General features: G+C 67.1%; 20 protein-coding genes and 1 riboswitch. Of the genes, 10 read left to right on the forward strand and 10 right to left on the reverse strand.

Going from position 1 to position 15,224, the window contains the following annotated elements:
• The first annotated feature begins 98 nt into the window (after positions 1 to 98).
• Together BLT73_RS10455 and BLT73_RS10460 are read left to right on the forward strand one after the other, a co-directional pair.
• On the forward strand, positions 99 to 926 hold the full coding sequence (locus tag BLT73_RS10455) for an inositol monophosphatase family protein (RefSeq protein WP_090523672.1): 828 nt from the start codon (positions 99 to 101) through the stop codon (positions 924 to 926).
• Positions 927 to 1,230: 304 nt separating this feature from the next.
• A complete protein-coding gene (locus BLT73_RS10460; RefSeq protein ID WP_090523674.1) occupies positions 1,231 to 1,590 on the forward strand; it encodes a cupin domain-containing protein in 360 nt (119 codons plus the stop codon).
• Here BLT73_RS10460 and BLT73_RS10465 read toward each other — a convergent pair.
• The 9 genes from BLT73_RS10465 to yajC form a co-directional block, all read right to left on the reverse strand.
• Positions 1,587 to 2,129, reverse strand: coding sequence for a DsbE family thiol:disulfide interchange protein (locus BLT73_RS10465; protein WP_245727245.1), 543 nt, complete (start codon positions 2,127 to 2,129; stop codon positions 1,587 to 1,589). The two genes, BLT73_RS10460 and BLT73_RS10465, sit on opposite strands and share 4 nt — an antisense overlap.
• Positions 2,119 to 2,271, reverse strand: a complete 153-nt coding sequence (ccmD, locus tag BLT73_RS10470; RefSeq protein ID WP_090523677.1) for a heme exporter protein CcmD — start codon at positions 2,269 to 2,271, stop codon at positions 2,119 to 2,121. The genes BLT73_RS10465 and ccmD overlap by 11 nt, the downstream gene beginning before the upstream one ends.
• Complete coding sequence (locus tag BLT73_RS10475; RefSeq protein ID WP_090523679.1) at positions 2,268 to 2,993, reverse strand: heme ABC transporter permease; 726 nt, start codon at positions 2,991 to 2,993, stop codon at positions 2,268 to 2,270. Before BLT73_RS10475 ends, ccmD begins: the two co-directional genes overlap by 4 nt.
• Positions 2,994 to 3,033: 40 nt before the next feature.
• The gene (gene ccmB, locus BLT73_RS10480) at positions 3,034 to 3,690 is read right to left on the reverse strand and encodes a heme exporter protein CcmB (protein ID WP_090523681.1); all 657 of its coding nucleotides are present in this window, start codon (positions 3,688 to 3,690) and stop codon (positions 3,034 to 3,036) included.
• 82 nt (positions 3,691 to 3,772) lie between these two features.
• Positions 3,773 to 4,405 (reverse strand): heme ABC exporter ATP-binding protein CcmA, encoded by a 633-nt coding sequence (gene ccmA, locus BLT73_RS10485; protein ID WP_090523682.1) that lies wholly within the window; start codon positions 4,403 to 4,405, stop codon positions 3,773 to 3,775.
• Positions 4,402 to 4,761, reverse strand: a complete 360-nt coding sequence (locus BLT73_RS10490) for an Mth938-like domain-containing protein (RefSeq protein ID WP_090523684.1) — start codon at positions 4,759 to 4,761, stop codon at positions 4,402 to 4,404. Before BLT73_RS10490 ends, ccmA begins: the two co-directional genes overlap by 4 nt.
• Positions 4,761 to 5,738 carry a protein translocase subunit SecF gene (gene secF / locus BLT73_RS10495; protein WP_090523686.1) on the reverse strand — a complete coding sequence of 326 codons (978 nt, stop codon included), beginning with the start codon at positions 5,736 to 5,738 and terminating at the stop codon, positions 4,761 to 4,763. Before secF ends, BLT73_RS10490 begins: the two co-directional genes overlap by 1 nt.
• Before the next feature lie 11 nt (positions 5,739 to 5,749).
• The gene (secD, locus tag BLT73_RS10500) at positions 5,750 to 7,414 is read right to left on the reverse strand and encodes a protein translocase subunit SecD (protein ID WP_090523687.1); all 1,665 of its coding nucleotides are present in this window, start codon (positions 7,412 to 7,414) and stop codon (positions 5,750 to 5,752) included.
• Positions 7,415 to 7,426: 12 nt separating this feature from the next.
• Positions 7,427 to 7,753, reverse strand: coding sequence for a preprotein translocase subunit YajC (yajC, locus tag BLT73_RS10505; protein ID WP_090523689.1), 327 nt, complete (start codon positions 7,751 to 7,753; stop codon positions 7,427 to 7,429).
• A 204-nt stretch (positions 7,754 to 7,957) separates the two neighbouring features.
• Between yajC and mazG the strand changes: the two genes are divergently transcribed.
• The 7 genes from mazG to BLT73_RS10540 all read left to right on the forward strand — a co-directional run bounded on the left by mazG (position 7,958) and on the right by BLT73_RS10540 (position 13,480).
• The gene (gene mazG, locus BLT73_RS10510; RefSeq protein ID WP_090523690.1) at positions 7,958 to 8,794 is read left to right on the forward strand and encodes a nucleoside triphosphate pyrophosphohydrolase; all 837 of its coding nucleotides are present in this window, start codon (positions 7,958 to 7,960) and stop codon (positions 8,792 to 8,794) included.
• Positions 8,795 to 8,912: 118 nt separating this feature from the next.
• Positions 8,913 to 9,014, forward strand: a riboswitch (TPP riboswitch).
• A gap of 112 nt (positions 9,015 to 9,126) precedes the next feature.
• On the forward strand, positions 9,127 to 10,101 hold the full coding sequence (locus tag BLT73_RS10515; RefSeq protein WP_090523692.1) for an FAD-dependent oxidoreductase: 975 nt from the start codon (positions 9,127 to 9,129) through the stop codon (positions 10,099 to 10,101).
• Positions 10,098 to 10,295, forward strand: coding sequence for a sulfur carrier protein ThiS (gene thiS / locus BLT73_RS10520; protein ID WP_090523693.1), 198 nt, complete (start codon positions 10,098 to 10,100; stop codon positions 10,293 to 10,295). The genes BLT73_RS10515 and thiS overlap by 4 nt, the downstream gene beginning before the upstream one ends.
• Positions 10,296 to 11,066 carry a thiazole synthase gene (locus BLT73_RS10525; RefSeq protein WP_090523695.1) on the forward strand — a complete coding sequence of 257 codons (771 nt, stop codon included), beginning with the start codon at positions 10,296 to 10,298 and terminating at the stop codon, positions 11,064 to 11,066.
• Positions 11,063 to 11,659, forward strand: a complete 597-nt coding sequence (locus tag BLT73_RS10530; RefSeq protein ID WP_090523696.1) for a thiamine phosphate synthase — start codon at positions 11,063 to 11,065, stop codon at positions 11,657 to 11,659. Before BLT73_RS10525 ends, BLT73_RS10530 begins: the two co-directional genes overlap by 4 nt.
• Entirely contained in the window at positions 11,656 to 12,636 is a 981-nt protein-coding gene (locus BLT73_RS10535; protein ID WP_090523955.1) for a HesA/MoeB/ThiF family protein, read from the forward strand. The genes BLT73_RS10530 and BLT73_RS10535 overlap by 4 nt, the downstream gene beginning before the upstream one ends.
• A 178-nt stretch (positions 12,637 to 12,814) precedes the next feature.
• On the forward strand, positions 12,815 to 13,480 hold the full coding sequence (locus BLT73_RS10540; RefSeq protein ID WP_090523698.1) for a L,D-transpeptidase: 666 nt from the start codon (positions 12,815 to 12,817) through the stop codon (positions 13,478 to 13,480).
• Positions 13,481 to 13,532: 52 nt separating this feature from the next.
• Here the strand turns inward: BLT73_RS10540 and BLT73_RS10545 are convergent, their stop codons facing one another.
• The gene (locus tag BLT73_RS10545; protein WP_090523699.1) at positions 13,533 to 13,826 is read right to left on the reverse strand and encodes a hypothetical protein; all 294 of its coding nucleotides are present in this window, start codon (positions 13,824 to 13,826) and stop codon (positions 13,533 to 13,535) included.
• Positions 13,827 to 14,027: 201 nt separating this feature from the next.
• Here BLT73_RS10545 and BLT73_RS10550 point away from each other — a divergent pair, with 201 nt between their 5' ends.
• Positions 14,028 to 15,215, forward strand: a complete 1,188-nt coding sequence (locus tag BLT73_RS10550; protein WP_245727248.1) for a hypothetical protein — start codon at positions 14,028 to 14,030, stop codon at positions 15,213 to 15,215.
• Positions 15,216 to 15,224 lie beyond the last annotated feature (9 nt).

Consider the following 15,224-nt stretch of genomic DNA (forward strand, 5'->3'; position numbering starts at 1 on the left):
CCTGGCGCTTGACCCAACGTTCTGCCGCTGACATCGACGTTCGTGACGAATAACATTCTTCCGCGTCCACGTGCACCCATCAATGAAAGGCCGTAGCCTTGCTCAGCGCCACTCATGTCGATCAGTTGTGTGACCTTCTGCGCCGTGTCGGAGACGAGGAGTTACTTCCCAGGTTTCGGGCACAAGTCCCGAACCCTGTTCACGAAAAGACCTCGTCCTTCGACGTGTTCAGTGAAGCCGACGAAGCTGCCGAAGATCGCATTTCGGAAGCGATTGCCGTCATGTTCCCCGATGCACTGATCATCGGCGAGGAACGAACCGGCAATGCACCGGGGACCATAGAGAAGTTGGCTGATGCGCCAATCGCCTTCCTGATCGACCCAATTGACGGAACGAAGAATTTCACATCGGGGCTGCCCCTCTTCGGAGCGATGATCGCAGCGGTATCCAAAGGGGAGATTGTGTTCGCAGCAATTCACGACCCCATCACTGTGGGGACGGCAACTGCACTCCGCGGGGCGGGCGCATGGCTTCGGCGAGCAGAAGGCGATGACCAGCGTCTCAGGGTCGCCTTGCCTTGCGAGCCGTCCCAAATGAACATCGTTGCCGGAACGAACTTCCTGCCTCCCGAGCTTCGCCCGGTCGTCCAGAAGAACTTGTCGAAATTCGCTATGAACTTCTGGCTGCGTTGTGCGGCGCACGAGTACAGACTCGCTGCGAGCGGGAATTGCGAATTATTGGTCTACAACAAGCTGAAGCCGTGGGATCACGCCGCCGGGTGGCTTTTGCATCAGGAAGCTGGTGGCTTCAGCGCGCATTTCGATGGCTCCCATTACAAGCCCTTCCACACCACAGGGGGCTTGATTTGCGCCACCGATCAAGACAGCTGGCATGCCGCGAGAGACTGTCTTTTCGGTTCCCTCTGATTGGTTCTTGAATGCGCCTGTTGCTCCGCCGAACGTCGCCGAAGGGCTCAAAGCCGACGTTGCCTCCAGATATAACCCCGCCCGGAACAAGGGCGCAGCCCGCCGGGCGAGCGCCTGCCCGTCCCGGCGGGCTGGCGCTTTGGTGACGCTTGGCCGACAGCTCAGCGAAGAAATGCGGGTTGCGCGATAAAGCGCGCAGCCCGGCCCGATGCGGCGCCGTCCCACGGGCAGGCGCGCGCCCTCTGTTGCGCTTTTTCCGGCAATGCGGTGATCTGTTCGGGAGCATAGCGAGTCGGAGGGCAAGATGGTCGAGACCCGGAAATTCACCCAATCCGAATGGGAACGCTTTCCCGACACATGGCGTGGCAGCCTCACCGGGGCACGGATGGGAACCGAGATCACGCTGGCCTTTTATGAGACCGACGAGATCGGCATAGGGCCGGTGCTGCACACCCATCCCTATGCCGAGACGTTTATCGTGCTGGACGGGAATGGCCGCTATCAGGTCGGCGATCAGGTGATCGACGCCACGGCGGGCGATGTGCTGATCGGGCCGCCAGACGTGCCGCATAAATTCTGGAATCTCGGGCCGGGGCGGCTGCGCACGGTGGATGTGCACCACAGCCCGGAATGGATCCAGCAGGATCTGGAAACGCGCGACTAGCCCGCCTCCGCCGCCAGCGCCTTCTCCAGCTCGGGCAGGAAGCGGTTGGTGTAATCCTCGCGGATCAGCGGGCCGACATGGCGGTAGACGACGCGGCCCTGGCCGTCGAGGATGAAGGTCTCGGGCGGGGCGGTGACGCCCCAGTCGATGGCGGCGCGGCCGCGCGGGTCGGTGGCGATGGCGCGGAACGGGTTGCCGTCCTGGGCGAGGAAGCGCAGCGCATCCGCCTCCTGATCCTTCAGATCGACGCCATAGACCGGCAGGCGCTGCGACAGCTCGGTCAGCGTCGGATGTTCGGCGCGGCAAGGCGGGCACCAGCTCGCCCAGAAATTCACCAGCTTCACGCCGGGTTCGCGCAGCATCTCGGGCGTCAGGAGATCGGTGCCGGGCAGCGCGGTCTCAGGCAGCGGCGGGGCCTCGCGCCCGATCATGGTCGAGGGCAGCGTTGTCGGATCCTCGCGCCCCATGCCCCACAGGAAAACCAGTGCCAGCGACAAAAAGATCACCGGCGGTAGCAGCATCAGCGGCTTAACGCGCATCGCGCCGTCCCTCCTGCGCCTCGAGCTCGTCGCGGGCGCGGGCATTGCGCGCCACGCTGTGCCAGATCAGCGCGATCAGCAGGGCGAGGCTCACCCCGTAGGCCAGCAGCACGGTGCCGGCATATTTGCCCAGCTCGATCATCTCCGCGCCTCCCTTGCGCGCAGGGCGGCGGTGCGGCGCAGGCGGATCTCGGTCCGGGTGCGGATCAGCAGAAGCGCCAGGAACAGCAGGAAGAAGCCCAGCATGCAGAGATAGAGCGGATAGCGATAGACCTCGCTCATCCGTTCCCCCGGCGCGACGGAGAGGGATGCGCCCTGATGCAGCCCCTGATTCCAGAAATTCACCGCGTAGCGCGACAGAAGCGCGAAGACGGATCCGACCAGGCACAGCACCCCGGTCAGGTCGGCGGCGCTGTCGGGATCCTCGATGGCGGACCAGAGCGCGATATAGCCCAGATAGAACAGGAACAGGATCAGAAAGCTGGTCAGGCGCGGATCCCATTCCCACCATGTCCCCCACATCGGCTGGCCCCAGATCGCGCCGGTGACGAGCGCGATGACCGTCATCACCGCGCCGATCGGGGCGGCCGCCTTGGCGGCGAGCGCGCTGACATGGTGGCGGCGGATCAGCCAGATCAGCGAGGCCACCAGCATCATCAGCCAGCCATTGATCGCCATGAGCGCCGCGGGGACATGCAGGAACATGATCTTGACCGTGCTGCCCTGGCGGTAATCGGGCGGGGTCAGGACCCCCCAGACCAGCCCCGCGGTCACGCAGATGGCCGCAGCCGCCACCACCCAGGGCAGCAGCTTCGCGGTGCTTCGCATGAACCGGACCGGATTGGCGTATTCCCAGATCGACATGGCGGCAGTCCTAGCGCGTGGCGGCGATGCGGTGAAGGGGTCAGCGCAGATTGATACGCAATGCCGCAGCCGCGGCAAAGGGGATCAGCGCGGCGGAGAGCAGGGTGATGCCCGCCAGAAGGGCCAGCGGGCTTGCGGCATCCGCGCCGATGGCCCCGCGGCGCACGATCTCGGCCCCGAAGATCAGCGTCGGCACATAAAGCGGCAGGACCAGCAGCGACAGCAGCAGCCCACCCCGGCGCAGCCCGACCGTGAGCGCGGCGCCGAACGCGCCCAGAAGCGACAGGGCCGGCGTGCCGATGAGGAGCGAGAGCACCAGGTCTCCGGTCGCCGCGCCCGGCAGGTGCAGCAGCAGGGCGAAGATCGGGGCGGCGAGCGTCAGCGGCAAGCCGGTGGTCAGCCAATGCGCGGCGGCCTTGACTGCGACCACCGCTTCCAGCGGGATCGGCGCGGTGGCCAAAAGGTCGAGCGAGCCGTCTTCGTGATCCAGTGCAAAGATGCGGTCGAGAGACAGCAGGCAGGACAGAAGCGCCCCGACCCACAGGATCCCCGGCGCAATGGGCGACAGCATCGCGGCGTCGGGTCCGACACCGAACGGGACCAGCGTGCAGAGGATCAGGAAGAAAGCGAGGCCCAGCCCGAACCCCCCGCCCGCGCGGGTGGCGAGGCGCAGATCGCGGATCAGCAGCGCCCTCATGCCGGTGCCCCCGGCTGTCGCAGCAAGGGCCGCGATCCTGCATGGTGCGGGGCCGGTGCGGCGCGGACGCGGCAACCGGGCATCAGCCGAAGGCCTCGTTGAAACCGGCCGGGACGGCGTTTGCGCCGCGCGGTGCGGCGCGGTGGGGCGTCAGGTCCAGCATCTCCGCCTCTGGCAGACCCAGATCGATATGCGAGGCGATCAGCGCGGCACCGCCCGTCCGAAGATGGGCGCGGATCACCTGCCCGAACAACGCCACGGCATCGGCGTCCAGCGACACGGTCGGTTCGTCCAGCAGCCAGACCAGCCGGCCCGTCACCAGCAGCCGGGCCAGCCCCAACCGTCGCTTCTGACCGGCGGAGAGCGTGCCGGCGGGCCGGTCGGCGAGCCCGGTCAGATCCAGCGCCGACAGCGCCGCGTCAATGCCTTGCGCGCCGAAGATGGATGCCCAGAATCGCAGATTCTCCGCCACGCTCAGCGCGGATTTCAGCCCGTCGGCATGGGCGGCATAGGCCAGGCTGTCCGGCGTCGTCTCGATCTGTCCGGCGGCCGGAGGCTGAAGCCCGGCAATCGTGCGCAGCAGCGTGGTCTTGCCGATGCCGTTCGGGCCGCGCAGGATCAGCGCCTTGCCGGGGTCGAGCGTGAAGCTGATCCCCTCCGCCACCCGCATCCCGCCGCGCGCAACGGCCAGGTCGCGGACGGCAAGCATGCTCATACCGTGAGGAGCGCGCAGGCGACGCGGCGGCCCTCGGACAGAAGCACGTTGTAGCTGCGCGCGGCAGAGGGCGACGACATCGCCTCGACCATGATGCCGCGCTGATCGAGTGCGGCGACCAGATCGTGGGGCGGCCGGTCGATGTCCGCACCCATGCCCAGGAAAAGCACATCCACCGCGCCTTCCAGCGCCAGAAGCGGAGCCTGGTCGTCCAGCCCGGCCCAATCGATTGCCCCCTGCCCCGGCGCGACCAGCACCGGGCCGTCATGGATCTTGCCGCCGACGCGGAAATAGCCCGGACCATACCCGTCCACGGGCAGGGCACCGCCGGGATATCGGGCGTCGGTGAGCTGCATCAGGGCGATTCGGTGAATTGTTCGGGCAGCTTGTCGGGGTCGGGCTTGGACCAGTCGCGCTTCACGCCCAGCCACAGCACGATGTTCTTGGCCACGTAGATCGAGGAATAGGTCCCGACGAACACCCCCCACAGCATCGCGAAGACGAAGCCCCGGATCACGTCGCCGCCAAGCGCGAACAGCGCAAACAGCGCGATGGCCGTTGTCACCGCGGTCATCACCGTGCGCGACAGGGTCTCGTTCACCGAGAGGTTCATCACCTCGACCAGGGGCATGTTCTTGAAGCGGATCAGGTTCTCGCGCAGCCGGTCGAACACCACCACCGTGTCGTTGATCGAATAGCCCAGAATCGTCAGCAGCGCCGCGATGGTGGACAGATCGAATCGCAGTTGCAGCGCCGAGAAGATGCCCATGGTCAGCAGCACGTCATGGACGATCGCCACCACGCCGCCGACGGCGAACTGCCATTCGAACCGCATCCAGATATAGAGGAGGATCCCCAAGGACGCCGCCAGAACGGCGTAGATCGCGGTCTTGATGAGCTCGCCCGACACTTTCGGTCCGACCGATTCGACGGCGGCAAAGGTGACGTTCGGATCGACCTCTTTCAGCGCCGTCTCGACCTGCCCGATCTGTTCGGGCGTCATCGCCTCCATGCCTTCGGTCGCGCCGATGCGGACCTGGGCCACATGCCTATCCTCACCGAAGGTCGGATCGAACACCTCGGTGATCGAGATGTCGCCAAGATCGGGAATCGCCGTCAGCGCGTCGCGGTAGTCACCGATCTCGAACGCGGTCGTGCTTTCGGTGCGGATGGTGGTGCCGCCGCGGAAGTCGATGCCGAAATTCAGGCCCATGGTCAGCAGCAGGATCACCGACAGCGCCATCAGCACTGCCGACAGGCCGAAGGTGTATTTCTGCCAGCGGAAGAAATTGAAGCTGGTCTGGTCGGGGACGAGTTTCAGACGGAATGCCATGTCATTTCCCCTTACAGAACCAGTTCTTTCGGCCGGCGCCGGTCGAGCCAGATGACGATCATCATCCGGGTAAAGTAGATCGCCGTGAACACCGAGGTCGCAAGCCCGATGGTCAGCGTCACCGCGAAGCCCTTGACCGGGCCGGAGCCCAGGAAGAACATCACCAGCCCGGCGATGAAGGTGGTGACATTGGCGTCGATGATCGCCGACATCGCCTCGCGGAAGCCGGTGTCGATGGAGCTGGCGACGCGCTTGCCGCGGCGCAGCTCCTCGCGGATGCGTTCGTAGATGATGACATTGGCATCGACCGCCGTGCCCACGGTCAGCACGATCCCGGCAATGCCGGGCAGGGTCAGCGTCGCGCCGATGGCCGACATGAAGGCCAGCACCAGGATCACGTTGGTGATGACCGCGACGGAGGCGAACACCCCGAAAATGCCGTAGCTGGCGACGACATAGGCGACCACGCCGATGATCGCCACGATGGATGCGATCTTGCCCGCGTCGATGCTGTCCTGGCCAAGTTCCGGGCCGATGGTGCGCTCCTCGAGAAAGGTCAGCTCCGCCGGCAGGGCACCGGCGCGCAGCAGCACCGCCAGCCGGGTCGAGCCCTCGACATCCATCGCGCCCGAGATCTGGCCGGAGCCGGTGGTGATCGCGTCGCGAATCACCGGGGCCGAGATCACCTCGTTATCGAGCACGATGGCGAAGGGCTGGCCGATATTGGCGGCCGTATAGGCGCCGAACTTGCGCGCGCCCGACGGGTTGAAGCGGAAATCGACGGCCGGCTGGCCGTTCTGGTCGAAGCTGGGCGAGGCATCGGTCAGCTCCTCGCCGGTGACGACGGGGGCCTCCTCGACGGTATAGAAGACGCCGTTCTCGTCCTGCGAGGGCAGCACGACATTGCCGATCCCGGCCCGCGCCTCGGCGTCGGTGCCGCGCCCGATCACCGGGTTGAATGTCAGCTTCGCGGTGGTGCCGATCAGCTCTTTCAGCTCGGCGGCCGAGCCGATGCCCGGCACCTGGATCAGGATGCGGTCCGCACCCTGGCGCTGGATCGTCGGCTCCCGCGTGCCGACCTCATCCACGCGGCGGCGCACGATTTCCAGCGATTGCTGGATGGTGCGATCGTCGGTGGCGGTCTTTTCGGCATCGGACAGCCGCACGGTCAGCGTGTTGCCGCTGGCGGAAAACTCCAGATCGTTCTGCCCCGTTCCGGTCAGCGACACGACCGGCGATGCCAGCCCACGGGCGATCTCCACCGCGCGGGCCATCTGGTCGCCATTCTCGATCTGGACATGCAACTCGTCCGCCGGCCCCTCGACCCGGCGCACGGCGCCGATCACGTCGCGTTCTTCGGCCAGGCTGCGGCGCAGCTCCGGCCAGAGCGAATCCATGCGGGATTTATAGACATCCTCCACCCGGACCTCGGCCAGAAGATGCGCACCGCCGCGCAGGTCGAGCCCCAGATTGACCAGCCCGCTGGGCAGCCAGCTTGGCCAGCCGTCAATCGCGGCCTGCTGCTCATCGGTGACGAAACCGGCCTGCTCGGAGGCGGCGAGGGCATCGTTATGCGCCTCGACCCGCGAATAGAACAGGTTCGGCATGGCCCAGATCAGGCCGATTGCCACCACGCCCAGAATCAGGACGCGTTTCCACAGCGGGATGTCCAACATGGCGGGCGGGCCTTAGCTGTTCGCGGCGACGGGCGCGGTCTTGTTGACGACCTGAGCGATGGTGGCGCGCACGACGCGGACCTTGACGCCCTGAGCGATCTCGACGGTCAGCTCGTCATCCTTCACGTCGGTCACCTTGCCGATCAGCCCGCCCTGAGTGATCACCTGATCGCCGCGCTTCAGCGCCTCGACCATGTTGCGATGCTCTTTGACCCGCTTCTGCTGGGGGCGCAGGATCAGGAAATACATGATCACGAAGATCAGGATCAGCGGTATGAACTGCGCGATGGCACCGGCGCCGCCGCCGGCGGCCTGTGCATATGCGGGGGTCACGAACATCTTCGGTCCTCTCGGAAAGGTCAGGCTTGGTCCGGACGCCAGGGCCCCGGAATTGCGGCGCAACCTAATCTTCGCGCGGCCGGATGGCAAGGAAAGGCGGACAGGGCGCGGCGCATTGGCACGCGCGGGCGATGCCGGCCACGCGGCGATGGACATGGCCCTTTCGCTGTGGCACGGCTGAAGCGCCTCAGGAGATGCCCGACGATGACCGATCTTGCCCCGAACGCCGATCCCCGCGCCGACGCCGAGCGCAACCGGGCCGAGATCACCCGGCTGATCGAGATCATGGCCGCGCTGCGCGACCCTGAAACAGGCTGCCCCTGGGACATCGAACAGGATTTCGCCTCGATCGCGCCCTATACGATTGAGGAGGCTTACGAGGTCGCGGACGCGATTGCGCGCGAGGCTTGGGACGAGTTTCCGGGCGAGCTCGGCGATCTGCTGTTGCAGGTGGTGTTTCACGCCCAGATGGCGGCCGAGAAGGGCATGTTCGGTTTTGCCGACGTAGCGGCAAAGATCTCGGACAAGCTGATCGACCGCCATCCGCATGTGTTCGGCGACGAATCGCGCGACAAATCCGCAGCCCAGCAGGTGAAGGACTGGGAGGCGATCAAGGCGGCGGAGCGCGCGGCCAAGGCCGAGAAGGGGGTGCTGGACGGGGTGGCGCTTGGCCTGCCGGCGCTGACCCGCGCGCTCAAGCTGCAGAACCGCGCGGCGCGGGTCGGGTTCGACTGGCCGGGGGCGGCGGATGTGCTGGACAAGATCGCCGAGGAAACCGCCGAGCTGGTCGAGGCCCGCGATGCCGGCGATCACGCGCATCTGACCGAGGAATTCGGGGATCTGATGTTCGTCATGGCCAATCTGGCCCGGCATCTGGACATCGATCCCGAGGGCGCGCTGCGCGCCGCCAATGAAAAATTCACCCGCCGCTTCGCCGCCATCGAGGCCGCGTTGCAGGCCCAGGGCCGCAGGCCGGAAGATGCGGATCTGGCAGAAATGGACGCGCTGTGGAATGCCGCGAAGGCGCAGGAGCGGGCCTGAACGCGCATCCATGACGCCGCGCCGGGGGGCAGCCTTGCCGAGTGCCCTGGTTTCCGCGCCTCATCCGTCCGCGCCACCGCCGCCTGTTGCGTCTGCCCGCGAAGCGCCCTAGATTTACCTTTCACCGTTGGGGTGCCCCGCACGGGGCTGAGAGGCGCAATGCCAACCCATGGAACCTGATCCGGGCAATACCGGCGGAGGGAACGGAGTTCATGCAATCCTTTGCGATTGCCGCCTGACTTCCCGCCCGTGTCGCCCCGCCTTGGAGACCGCATGGGACGCCGCGCCACCGCCAATCGGAGATCCTGCCGCACCGCACCGGAGTTGGTTCGGTGAGCCCGGTTGCGACCATCCTCGGCGCAGGGGTGGCGGGGCTCTGCGTTGCGCATGAGTTGGCTTCGCGGGGCGCAGAGATCCGCATCATCGACCAAGCCGGTGCGCCGGGGCCGCATGGCTGCTCGTGGTGGGCCGGGGGGATGCTGGCGCCGTATTGCGAGGGCGAGACCGCACCGGAGCCGGTCACGCGTCTCGGTCAGGCGGCGGCGGTCTGGTGGCGCGATGCAGGGGCCGAGGTCGTCGCGCAGGGCACGCTGGTCGTGGCGCTCGACCGGGATCGGCGGGAGCTGGACCTGTTCGCGCGCCGCATCACCGGCCATGAGACGCTAGATGCCGACCAGATTGCGGGTCTGGAGCCGGATCTGGGCGGACGGTTCCGCCGCGCCCTGCATGTTCCGGGCGAGGCGCATCTTTCCGTCCGCGACGCGCTGAAGGTTCTTCAAGCGGCTCTCGCCCGACGCGGTGTCGAGATCGAGACCTGTGCCCCGCCCGCGCCCGAAGGCATACTGATCGACTGCCGTGGCCTGGCGGCGCGGGACCGGCTTCCGGGGCTGCGCGGGGTGCGCGGCGAGATGGCGCTGCTGCGCGCGCCCGGCGTGACGCTGCACCGGCCGGTCCGGCTGCTGCATCCGCGCCACCCGTTGTATATCGTGCCGCGCGGGGACGGGCATTACATGCTGGGTGCCACGCAGATCGAAAGCGACGGGCGCGGCCCGGCCAGCCTGCGATCCGTGGTCGAGCTGCTGAGCGCAGCCTACGCGCTCCATCCGGGCTTTGCCGAGGCGGAGGTGCTGGAATTGGGCGCCGATGCCCGGCCCGCCTTTGCGGATCACTTGCCCCGGATCGTCCGGCAGGACGACCGGATCCATGTCAACGGCCTGTTCAGGCATGGCTTTCTGATGGCGCCCGCCTTGGCGCGCATGACGGCCGATCTGATCCTGAACGGCACAGAACCGGAGCTGATCGCATGAAGATCACCGTGAACGGAACCAGCGAGGATTTGGCGGCGCAGACACTGGACGAGGCTCTGCGCGAACTGGGCTATGGCGACGCGCGGGTGGCGACCGCCGTCAACGAGGCCTTCGTGCCTGCCGCCGCGCGCCAGGCGCACGCGCTCGAACCCGGCGACCGGGTCGAGATCCTCGCACCGAGACAGGGGGGCTGAATGCCGGTTTTCTATGGCACGGAGATCGCCTCTGCGCTGATGCTGGGCACGGCGCAATACCCCTCCCCCGCCGATCTGGCGGAGGCGTTTCGCCGGTCGGGCGCGGGCATCGCCACCGTCTCGCTGCGGCGCGAGGCGGCGGGTGGCGACGGCTCGGGCTTCTGGGACATCATCCGCAGGCTGGGTGTCAGGGTGCTGCCGAACACCGCCGGCTGCTATAGCGCGGCCGAGGCGGTGACCACGGCGCAGATGGCGCGCGAGATGTTCGATACGGACTGGATCAAGCTGGAGGTGATCGGCCATGCCGACACGCTGCAACCCGATCCGTTCGGGCTGGTCGAGGCGGCGGCGATCCTGTCGGCGGACGGGTTCAGGGTGTTCCCCTATACCACCGAGGACGGAATCCTGGCGGCGCGGCTGCTGGAGGCGGGCTGCGAGGTGCTGATGCCCTGGGGCGCGCCGATCGGAACCGGGCGCGGGTTGAACAATATCTACGGGCTGCGGACATTGCGGGCGCAGTTTCCCGATGTGCCGATGGTGATTGACGCCGGGCTCGGCCTGCCCAGCCAGGCGGCGCAGGCGATTGAGATGGGATTTGACGCCGTGCTGCTGAACACGGCGGTGGCCAGGGCCGGCGATCCGCCTGCCATGGCCGAAGCCTTTGCCCGCGCCGTCGAGGCCGGGCGGATGGCGCGTGCCGCCGACCCGATGGAGCCGCGCGACATGGCCGCGCCATCGACGCCGCAGATCGGTCTGGCGATGCTGGCATGAGGCTGGACCGCTTCTATCCGATCTTCGATCATCCGGACTGGCTGGACCGCGCCCTGCCGCTTGGCGTGAGGCTGGTGCAACTGCGCATCAAGGACCGCGATGAGGACGAGTTGCGCGGCCTGATCGCGCGGGGCCGGGATCTGGCGCAGGCGGCCTCGGCGGTGCTGGTGGTGAACGATCACTGGCGGCTGGCGCTGGATCTGGGCTGCGACTGGGTGCATCTGGGGCAGGAGGACCTGGACACGGCCGACCTGCTGGCCATCCGCCGCGCCGGGATCCGGCTGGGGATTTCGACCCATGATCGGGACGAACTGGACCGCGCCCTGTCCTGCGAACCGGACTACATCGCACTGGGTCCGGTCTGGCCGACCATCCTGAAGAAGATGAAATGGCACCGGCAGGGTGTCGAGAAGCTGGCCGAATGGAAGCGGCTGATCGGGGATGTGCCGCTGGTCGCCATCGGCGGGCTGAGCGTGCCGCGCGCCGCCGAAGCCTTCGCGGCCGGGGCCGATATCGTCTCTGTCGTCACCGACATCACGCTGAACCCGCGTCCCGAGGACCGAATCCGCGAATGGATGGAGGCGACGCGATGAGCCGCTATGCCCGCCAGCTTGCCGTGCCTGGCATGGATCAGGCGAAGCAGGACCGGCTGCGCGCAGGATCGGTTCTGATCGTCGGCGCGGGCGGTCTGGCGGCTCCGGTGCTGCAATATCTCGCCGCAGCCGGTGTCGGGCATCTCCGCCTTGTCGATCCAGACCGGGTGGAGTTGAGCAATCTGCATCGCCAGACGCTGTTCCGGCGCAGCGATCTGGGCCAGCCCAAGGCCGTCGCGGCCGCGCGCGCCCTGGAGGGGCTGAACGAGGATTGCCGGATCGAGCCGCTGATCATGTCGCTGTCGCCGGGCAGCATCGCCGCGCTGACACGGGGCGTCACGCTGGTGCTGGATTGCGCGGACAGTTTCGCGGTCAGCTATATGCTGTCGGACCACTGTCTGGAGGCGGGGCTGCCGTTCATCAGCGCCTCGGTTGTCGGCACCGATGGCAGCGCCGGCGGGTTCTGCGGCGGCGCGCCCTCGCTGCGGGCGGTGTTTCCAGACTTGCCGCAGCGTCTCGGATCCTGCGCCGAGGATGGTGTGCTTGGCCCCGTCGTGGGGGTGATCGGCGGGTTTCAGGCTCAAATGGCACTGGCGGTCCTGGCCGGTCTGACGCCGTCGCCGCTCGGCCGGATGCTGACCTATGACGGTCTGGCGCAGCGGGCGGGCGGGTTCAGCTTCATCGGCGCGGCGGAGCCTGCGTGGCGCCCGCGCTTCATCGACGCCTCTGCCATAGCGCCGCGCGATTTCGTCGTGGATCTTCGTGCGCCGTCGGAGGGTCCGATTGCGCATCCCGACGCGCGGCGCCTGACGGTCGATCGGTTCGGGCCGGACGGACCGCGCCCGGCGGCGGGACAGCGCGCGGTGTTCTGCTGCCGCTCCGGGCAGCGGGCCTGGACGGCGGCGGAACGTCTGTCGGCGGTCTGGGACGGGGAGATTGCACTCATCGCCCTGGGCGAGCAGTCGCCATCTGACTGAACCGTGTCGGGCGGCGGTTAGGGGCCGCACGGTTCCGTTCACGGCGCGATCACGGAATAGTCCATTGTTGAAAGAGGGGCTTCTCTGGCAGGATCGCGCGCAATTGGCTGGACCGCCTTCCCATCCGGGGCGCGCAGGCAGAATGCCGGGTCCGACGCAGAAAAAGGACAGAGGGCACATGCTGACAAGACGACATTTCGTGATGACCACCGCGGCGCTGTTTTCGGCTCCCATCGCGGCGCCGGTGGGCGCCTCCGTCTGGCCGGATGAAAGCCAGAAGCAGGCCTGGGACGCGCAGGTTACGCCGCCCTATTACGACCCTGCCACCTCCAATCCCTGGGGGCTGCACCGCCGGTTCCTGCCGCAGCGGGTGATGGCGAATGACGGGCTCAAGCCGGGAGACATCCATGTGGATGCCGTGGCCCGCTATCTCTACCATATCGAGCCGGGCGGGACCGCGATGCGCTACGGTGTCGCGATCGGGCGCGGTGATCTGTATGAGCCGGGCACCTACACGATCAGCCGCAAGGTCCGCTGGCCGCACTGGACCCCGACGCAGAACATGATCGATCGCGAACCGGAGGTGTACGCGCAATTCGCCGACGGCATGGAGCCGGGGCCGGAAAACGCGCTCGGGTCACGCGCGCTCTATCTGTATGAGGGCGGCCGGGACACCTATCTGCGCATCCACGGCACGCCCTTTCCGAAATCCATCGGATCGCGCGCCAGCTCCGGTTGCGTGCGGATGGTGATGGCCCATATCAACGGGCTATACGAGCAGGTCGAGCTGGACGTGATGGCCCGGCTCTACCCGGCCGAGAACGCGCTCGGCGCGATAAGTTGATTGCCGGGCGGCAGGCATTGGCCTGCCGCCCCGCCCCGCACGCCATGCCGCGTCAATTTGCCGCGGCGGCCTCCTGCACCAGGCAGATATGACGGCCCCGGCCGGAGCGCAGCGGGATCTCGGTCGTCTCGACCGGGCCGTTATGGATATACCAGTAGCACTGATCCTCCGGGTTCAGACGGGCGGTCTGGAGGTTCTGGCCGGGCGCGGCGAGGGCCAGCACATATTCCGGGATCGCATCCGGCTGCTCTTCCACCGCGTCGCGCGACGCGATCCCGTCCATGCCCGCGCCGCAGGCCCCCAGAAAGCTCAGCGCCAGCGCCGACAGGAGATGTCTTCTGTCCATAAGGATGTTCCAATGCTGCCAAAATCCGGTGATATCGCGCCGAGCCTAGGTGACTGAAACCGCGCGAACAATCACCGTCGGGCGTGGTCCGGGTCACAATGCCGTTGGGGTGGAAACCGGCAAGACACTGCCGTATTGGCTGTTTTTCATTCATGCCATACAAGCTAAGGTTCTGGCGATCCGAGGGGTGTGGCGACGGGCATGGCGAAGACGGGTGACAGCAAACCGACCCTGTCCGAGGCAGAGAAATCTGCGCGGCGGGCGAAGAATGCCGCCAATCGCGCCCGGCGCGAGGCGCGCGCCGCGGAAAAGGCGGCGCGCAATGGCGCCGCGCCCGAGACCCCGCGAGCGAGCGCCACGCCATCCGCCGCCAATCCGAATGGCGGATCAGTGACGCCGCCCCGCAGCGATTTCAACATCCTGGTCGTCGCGCAATCCGGACGGCTGGAATACGAGGCCCTGCTGCTGGCGGAATCGCTGCGGCTGAACGCGCCGGGATTGCACGGCCGGCTGATCGTGGCCGAACCGCAGCCGCAGGCCGCGTGGGCCGGGCATGACACGCAGCTCTCCCGCCCGGCCCGCGCCGCGCTGGAGGCGCGCGGTGCCGTGATCCGCCCCTTCGTCGCGCGGCATTTCGGCGCCGCCTACCCCTATGGCAACAAGATCGAGGCGCTGTCGGCGCTGCCCAAGAACAAACCCTTCCTGTTCCTCGACACCGATACGCTCGTTACCGGCGATCTGGGACAGGTCGAATTCGACTTCGCCCGGCCCTCCGCCTCGATGCGGCGCGAGGGGACTTGGCCCAAACCGCCGCTTTACGGGCCGGGATATGCCCAGATATGGCGCTCGCTCTATGACCGGTTCGGGCTCGATTTCGAATCCTCTCTGGATCTGTCCCAGCCCGACGAGCATTGGGAGCGGTTTCTCTATTTCAACGCGGGCTGGTTCTTCGGCGCGGAGCCGGGTGAGTTCCGCCGTCGCTTCCTCGACTGGGCGCGAGAGATCAAGAAGACGCCCGGTGATGCGCTGGCGGTTCAGTCGCTGGACCCGTGGCTGGACCAGATCACCCTGCCGCTGGTCATTCACAGCTTTGCGGGAGGGCGGCCGGGGCCGGATCTCGACGGGCTGGATGGCGAGGTGACCTGCCACTGGCGCAATCTGCCGCTGCTTTACGGCCGTGAGAGCGACCGGGTGGTCGAGGTGCTGGAACAGGCGGCGGCCGCAGAGGATCTGCGCCCGATCCTGCGCAAATGGGAGCCGGCGCAGAAGCTGATCTATGACGGGATCGGGCGGCGCGAGCTGCGCCCGGCCATTGACCGGGCGCATTTGCCTTTCCATGAGCAACCCGTGCGGCAGGCCATCAAGCAGGGCGGCTGGTGGTTGACCTGACCCCGGCTT

This window comes from Paracoccus isoporae (genome assembly GCF_900101865.1).
GTDB classification, from domain to species: domain Bacteria; phylum Pseudomonadota; class Alphaproteobacteria; order Rhodobacterales; family Rhodobacteraceae; genus Paracoccus; species Paracoccus isoporae.